The organism is Mesorhizobium sp. M0106, assembly GCF_040322715.1.
GTDB lineage: Bacteria > Pseudomonadota > Alphaproteobacteria > Rhizobiales > Rhizobiaceae > Mesorhizobium.
Genome location: NZ_JAMYUA010000095.1, coordinates 1 through 5417, shown reverse-complemented (window position 1 = coordinate 5417; position 5417 = coordinate 1). Strand labels below are relative to the sequence as shown.

Here is a 5417-nt window from a genome sequence, read left to right as displayed (position 1 = left end):
ATAACGCAGTTGATGATCATGCCTGACTACGAAGCGTCGGCCGCCGATAGTCTGGATACAGCGCTCGCTGTGCTCGATGAGGTATTGTTATCGCCTGAGATCTGACCGCCTCATCCCAGCGGACAAAACGGGGCAGTCGAGTAGCGGAGAGAATTTCACCTCTCCGCGCTCACGAAACCGGACATGACACTCTCACGTCATCCGGCTTCTATTTTCCAGCCGTTGGTCGGACACCTATCTTCCACAAATACAGGATGTCCGGATCGCGCTTAGCGAGCCTTCCAAGCCAGTATGTCGCAGCAGTTTTTCGGTGCTTGAACCTTTTTTATTTCCTTCTCACCCACTGGGCGAGTGCCTCGTTCACAGCCATATCTGCAGGGCGACCACCGGGCAGGTGGCGTACGATGAGCCACGACCGATCTCGACTCGCGCCAACCGGTCTTGCCGCGCAACGTCACGAAAATACGATTGTCGAAAATCTCGACCCAGCCGCGGCCATCCTCCGTCTGATCCTTGGCAACGTCGAGCCCGACGATCTCCAGCGGCGCAGGCCGCCGGCAAACCCAAGGAAGAGCATGGCGCGATCACGCAAGCCGCGCAAAGTGCCACGGTCGAGCGTCTGCAGCATGGCAATCAGAACCTCGGGCAGAATTGCTTCTTTCTGTAGGGGAGGCGAGGCGTGGGTGTTGCGGATACCGGTGAGCACGGCGGCGATGTGCCGGTCCTTGCGGTCGAGAGGCTGGCCGCGCTGCGCATAATTTCAGGTCAGGGAAGAAAGACAGCGCTCGATGGTCGAGACGGATTTTTTGCCCCCAGAGGCCGTGCCGGATGCGAGGGCCGTGATGTAGAGGCCGACAGCCTGTGGATCAGGCGTCCCAGGCCGGCGAGAACCTTTTCAGAGTGAATAAGGGTGCAGCGCCGTTGGCCTGTTGTCGTCTGAAATTCGACAATGTCTGATATCCGACATAGCAGCCGTAGCGCCATGACCGACTTTCTATTTGGCTCATTATTTGCGCCAAACAGATTGAGCAGAAGATCCTCCGATGATCGCTCCAAACGGATTGGCGGCGGATGCTCGAAGTTACTCATGTCATTAGGAAGCAAGCGATTTTGGATTTATTGCGACCTCTGAAGGAGCCTCAAGTGAATGATCCTGCGAACCCACCGATTAATGGTGTTCTGCAAGGCGCCGTCGCGGTTAGTCGCCATGCTAATCCACGTGGCATTGATCACATTGCTTTGGCGGTTCATAAATTGGACATCTCTTTTTTTCAAGATGTCCTTGGATTTACGCTCAGACGTCGTTTGCGGATTAAAGGTAAGAAGACTGGAGTGACGTGCGGACGTGGTTCGCGACGGGATGTGCTTTGTGCTTTGCCAAGGCACAGAGCCAGGATCGCAGGGCTGGTCCAGCGCAAGAGTTTCGTTAGCCTCAATACAAGCCAGATTACACAAGCGATCGTGGCGGGGCTCTTGATAGAGCAGGGGGCAAGCCTCCGCGACTGGATTCGGCCGGCGCTTCATTGGTATCGCGCAAATCGCGACGTCATGCTGTATCGGCTGGACAGTATGTTTTCGCCTTTCTCGGATCAGATTGAGTGGAATCGACCCGCTGGCGGCTTCTTTCTAACTCTTGCTCGTCGTTTCAGATTCGGCTCGGAGAGCGCGACCGAGTGTGCAATGCGTGACAATGACATTGTTATGCCGCTGTCGTTCTTTGCGTCGGATAACTCTCAAGACTGCCGGATTCGGTTAGCGTTCAGCGCGGCTACCCCCGAGCAAATCCGAACCGGTGTGACAGGTTTGGGCCGCTATGTGGCGCGGCGCATGGGGCGGGACTTGCCGGATCTGTGGCGTGGATTGGGGTAAGATGGCACATTGGTCTCTTGCGGAGCGCGCAGACGGTTGCAAACCAGGCAATAGGGATGGGCAACCTGCAGCCCGATCGATCTCTTCCAGCGTCTTTGTTGGCAGTGGTACACTTGCTATCAGGTGCGTTCAGCTGGCGATGGAGATGGGCCACGTTATTGGTGCGGCCCTGTGTTGTGACGCCATATTCGCAGCGTGGGCGACTGGCGCCAACATCTTGTGCGTTGCAACTGTTGAAGAGCTCTCGACTTTCCTAAACACCGAACCGGTGCAATGGCTTTTTTCTGTTGCTAATCCGTTCATATTGCCACCGGATGTGTTTGGGCGAGTGCGTCGAGGTGCTTTCAATTACCACGACGGTCCATTGCCGCGATATGCAGGAACTCACGCGACGTCTTGGGCTCTGCTGGCGCAAGAGACCGAGCATGCCGTCACGTGGCATCGTATCGCTGACGGTGTTGATACGGGTGAGGTGGCGGTTCAGCGCCAATTGTTGGTGACGCCCGCTGATACGGCACTGACCCTGAACCTCAAATGTTATGAAGCCGCTGTCGAGAGCTTCCGCGAGCTTTTAATTGGTATAGCGGGGGGCAAGCTCAGTACCCGTCCGCAGGCACTAGAAGACAGAAGCTACTTTCCCAGACATCGGCGTCCCGATGCGGCAGGTATTCTGCGTTGGGAGCGATCCGCGCAAGATCTGTCAGCGATGACGCGGGCCTTGGATTTTGGGCTGTATCATCCCAATCCATTGTGTCTGTGCAAGGCCCTCGTAGGGGAAGAGGTTGTCGCCGTCAGGCGCTTGGAGGTGCTGCCTCGCCGCTCCGGCTTTGCGGCAGGTCGCCTGCTTGAAATCCATCCGAGCCATTGGCGTGTGGCGACGGGTACACATGATGTCGACGTCTGGTTTGGCAGCTTGGACGGTCAGTCTCTGGAGGCGCGAGCACTCGCCAGCCGCTGCAATCTGGATGAAGGCGAGGCCCTTCCTGTCTTGAGCGAAGATCAGGTGCGACGCCTAACTGCGATACATGAGGAGATAGCGCCTTCAGAGGACTTCTGGCGGCAGCGGCTTGAGCAGTTTAAAATAGTGCAGCCGCCTTTCCTATCGTCCGGCACAATCGAAGCTCCGGCGAGATGGCAGTCGAGTTCGTGGCTAAGTCCAGGGGTCTTGGCCGAGCTGTCGGCCATTGATCGAGTGGAATACTTGGTCACGGCTTGGCTGATCTATCTGGCCCGCGTCACAGGCCAGGCAGAGCTTCAGCTGGGATGGAGGCCGGCGCCGACAGCCTCGCGAGCCGGCGTCCAAACAGTGGAGGCCGTTATCGCTTCTGCCGTGCCGATGGAAGTCACCATCGACCTTGCCGATAACTTCAAAGAAGTACGCAAAGCGGTGGCGGCCGAATTTGCTCAACTGAGGGAGCAGGACAGCTTTGCGCGCGATCTTATCGGGCGCTGCCCGCCATTAAAGGGGGTGGAGGCGCTACGATCGCAACGGCCCTGGCCGGTTGGAATTGCGATTGCGGCAGAAGATAGTGCTGGCGTTGTTCCCTCAGCCTCGAAGGTGTGCGAGGCAGCCTTGCCGGGTGAGTTGCTGACGTTTGAGGTTTGCGCTCTGGATGGTAGCTTTCGCTGGCACTATGACGCCAGTCGATTGGCTCCGGAGCAGGTCGAGCGCATGACACAGCATTTGCAAGCTTTGCTGTGCGGTGTGCTGGCCGACGCCGGGCAGCCGGTGCGGGAGCTCGACATCCTGCCGGCCGCCGAGCGCAGCTATCTGCTGGAGGAGCTGAACCGGACGGCGGCGGCCTATCCTTCGGAGCGCTGCATCCATGAGCTGTTCGAGGAGCAGGTGCGCCAGGCGCCGGAGGCGGTGGCGGTGGTCTGCGAGGACGAGCGCCTGAGCTATGGCGAGCTCAACGCCCAGGCCAACCGGCTGGCGCATCATCTGATCGGGCTCGGGGTCAGGCCGGATCAGCCGGTGGCGATCTGCCTGGAACGCAGCCCGGCCATGGTGGTGGGGCTTCTGGCGATCCTGAAGGCGGGCGGCGCCTATCTGCCGCTCGACCCGGCCTATCCCTGCGCGCGGCTGCGGCAGGTTGTCGGCGAAGCCGCGCCGCGGCTGCTGCTTTGCGATGCGGCCGGCCGCGCAGCACTGGGCACCGAGGCGCTGGCCGATGTGAGCGTGGTCGAACTGGATACGGCCACCCCAGCCTGGGCCGGGCTGCCGGCTTGCGACCCCGACCCGCGCGCCCTTGGCCTCACATCCCGCCATCTCGCCTATGTCATCTACACCTCAGGCTCCACCGGAACCCCAAAGGGCGTCATGGTCGAGCATCGGGGAGTGGTGCGTTTGGCGGCTGGGAACGATTTCGTTGAGATCTCCCCGCACGACGTCTTTCTCAATGCATCCTCGCCCACATTCGACGCGACCACGTTCGAGATCTGGGGAGCCTTGGCGAATGGCGCCAGCGTTGTGCTCCATCCCGAACGTCACCTCTCGACCGCAACGCTGGCCCAGATCATCCAGGACCGAGGCGTCACCGTCGCCTGGATGACTGCCCGATTGTTCGACGTCTATGTCGGAGAGGGGCGGAGTACCGATCGGCTACAGCAACTGCTGGTCGGGGGCGAAGAGGTCTCCGCCGCTTCCGTAAAAGCATGCCAGAAGCGACATCCGACACTGCGGATCTCAAATGGCTACGGCCCGACAGAGAATACGACCTTCAGTCTCTGCTATCCGGTACCTGCTGGTTCCGACGGTCGGCAACGGATTCCGCTGGGCCGACCAATTCGCAATTCGACGGTCTATCTACTGGACTGTCATGGCGCCCCGGTGCCGTTCGGGGCGGTTGGCGAGCTTTATGTCGGCGGGGCAGGGGTGGCGCGCGGCTACCTGAACCGCGCCGAGCTGACGGCGGAGCGGTTCATCGCTAGCCCCTTTGTGGAAGGCGACCGTCTCTATCGGACCGGCGACCTTGCGCGCTACCTGCCGGACGGCAATCTGGAGTTCCTTGGCCGCAATGACGACCAGGTGAAGATCCGCGGCTTCCGCATCGAGCCGGGCGAGGTCGCCGCACGGCTGATCGAGCATGAATGGGTGCGCGAGGCGGTGGTGGTGGCGCGCGAGGACCGCGCCGGCGACAGGCAGCTTGTCGCCTATGTGGTGTGTGGCCCCGAGGCAGCATCGGACGACGGGGATGGAAGCGCGCTTGCCGGCGGCTTGCGCGCGCATCTTGGCGCGCGGTTGCCGGACTACATGGTGCCGTCGGCGTTCGTGCGGCTGGCGGCGCTGCCGCTGACGGCCAACGGCAAGCTTGACCGCAAGGCGCTGCCTGTTCCCGACGACGACGCCTATGCGCGGGCAGCCTACGAGGCGCCCCAAGGCGAGATCGAGACGGCTCTGGCGCAGATCTGGACGGAGCTTCTCGGGGTCGAGCGGGTCGGACGCCATGACCACTTTTTCGAACTCGGCGGCCACTCGCTCTTGGCGGTGCAACTGATGGAGCGGCTGCGGCGGCTGTCGCTCGGGGTGGAGGTGCGCACCCTGTTCG

2 protein-coding genes and 1 pseudogene are annotated in these 5417 nt (G+C 60.8%); 2 read left to right on the top strand and 1 reads right to left on the bottom strand.

Annotation, left to right across the window (positions count from 1 at the left end; all coding sequences use genetic code 11):
* Nucleotides 1-363: 363 nt before the first annotated feature.
* Nucleotides 364-871, bottom strand: a pseudogene (locus NKJ55_RS34960) (integrase); the annotation flags it as partial.
* Between the two features lie 200 nt (nt 872-1071).
* On the opposite strand from NKJ55_RS34960, the gene NKJ55_RS34955 reads away from it, so the two are divergent.
* Entirely contained in the window at nt 1072-1869 is a 798-nt protein-coding gene (locus NKJ55_RS34955; protein ID WP_352453863.1) for an aminotransferase-like domain-containing protein, read from the top strand.
* Nucleotides 1870-2014: 145 nt separating this feature from the next.
* Nucleotides 2015-5417: amino acid adenylation domain-containing protein (locus tag NKJ55_RS34950; RefSeq protein WP_352453862.1), on the top strand; the 3403-nt coding region annotated here is incomplete at its 3' end.